Annotated in this window: 1 rRNA gene (cut by a window edge); it reads left to right on the forward strand. The window is 55.9% G+C overall.

The features are described 5' to 3' along the window. Positions 1-1,523: ribosomal RNA gene (locus tag EV647_RS03030) — 23S ribosomal RNA — on the forward strand; it begins 1,381 nt to the left of the window's first position. Positions 1,524-1,611: the final 88 nt, after the last annotated feature.

Consider the following 1,611-nt stretch of genomic DNA (forward strand, 5'->3'; position numbering starts at 1 on the left):
CATGACCCGAGGTGGTAGTAGGTGCATTGAGGAGTGACGCAGGAGGGTAGTCCAACCGCGGCGATGGTAGGCGCAAGCTGATCCGCGGGCAAGGTGGTAGGGCGAGGCATAGGCAAATCCGTGTCTCATTGAGCCTGAGAGCCGAGGCGGACCCGTTCAGGGGAAGTGGATGATCCCATGCTGCCGAGAAAAACTTCGCAGTGAGTGTTAGAGCCGCCCGTACCCCAAACCGACACAGGTGATCAGGTAGAGAATACCAAGGCGATCGAGTGAACCATGGTTAAGGAACTCGGCAAAATGCCCCCGTAACTTCGGGAGAAGGGGGACCTGATCCGTTAGGTGACTTGCTCACTGAAGCGGTGATGGTCGCAGAGACCAGGCCCAAGCGACTGTTTACTAAAAACACAGGTCCGTGCGAAGAAGTAATTCGATGTATACGGACTGACGCCTGCCCGGTGCTGGAACGTTAAGGGGACAGGTTAGCTGGTTTCGGCCGGCGAAGCTTTGAACTTAAGCGCCAGTAAACGGCGGTGGTAACTATAACCATCCTAAGGTAGCGAAATTCCTTGTCGGGTAAGTTCCGACCTGCACGAATGGCGTAACGACTTGGGCGCTGTCTCAACCATGGACTCGGCGAAATTGCATTACGAGTAAAGATGCTCGTTACGCGCAGCAGGACGGAAAGACCCCGGGACCTTTACTACAACTTGGTATTGGTGGTCGGTACAATTTGTGTAGGATAGGTGGGAGACTGTGAAGCTCGGACGCCAGTTCGGGTGGAGTCATCGTTGAAATACCACTCTGATTGTTCTGGCTGTCTAACTTTGGTCCGTTATCCGGATCAGGGACAGTGCCTGGTGGGTAGTTTGACTGGGGCGGTCGCCTCCTAAAAGGTAACGGAGGCGCTCAAAGGTTCCCTCAGCCTGGTTGGCAATCAGGTGTCGAGTGTAAGTGCACAAGGGAGCTTGACTGTGAGACAGACATGTCGAGCAGGGACGAAAGTCGGAACTAGTGATCCGGCGGTGGCATGTGGGAGCACCGTCGCTCAACGGATAAAAGGTACCCCGGGGATAACAGGCTGATCTTCCCCAAGAGTCCATATCGACGGGATGGTTTGGCACCTCGATGTCGGCTCGTCGCATCCTGGGGCTGGAGTAGGTCCCAAGGGTTGGGCTGTTCGCCCATTAAAGCGGCACGCGAGCTGGGTTTAGAACGTCGTGAGACAGTTCGGTCCCTATCCGCTGCGCGCGCAGGAGACTTGAGAAGGGCTGCCCCTAGTACGAGAGGACCGGGGTGGACGAACCTCTGGTGTGCCAGTTGTTCCGCCAGGAGCACGGCTGGTTGGCTACGTTCGGGAGTGATAACCGCTGAAAGCATCTAAGCGGGAAGCACGCTTCAAGATGAGGTCTCCCACCGGGTTAACCGGGTAAGGCCCCCAGTAGACCACTGGGTTGATAGGCCAGAGGTGGAAGCGCCGCAAGGTGTGGAGCTGACTGGTACTAATAGGCCGAGGGCTTGTCACACACCCATCTTTTTAGATGGACAGACAATAATTAGCCTGCGCTACGTAACGATGTTCGCGTTCACTGTACGGTTCCCGGAATACGGTCA

Origin of the sequence: Kribbella sp. VKM Ac-2566, assembly GCF_004366005.1 — a bacterium.
Taxonomy (GTDB): Bacteria; Actinomycetota; Actinomycetes; order Propionibacteriales; family Kribbellaceae; genus Kribbella; species Kribbella pratensis.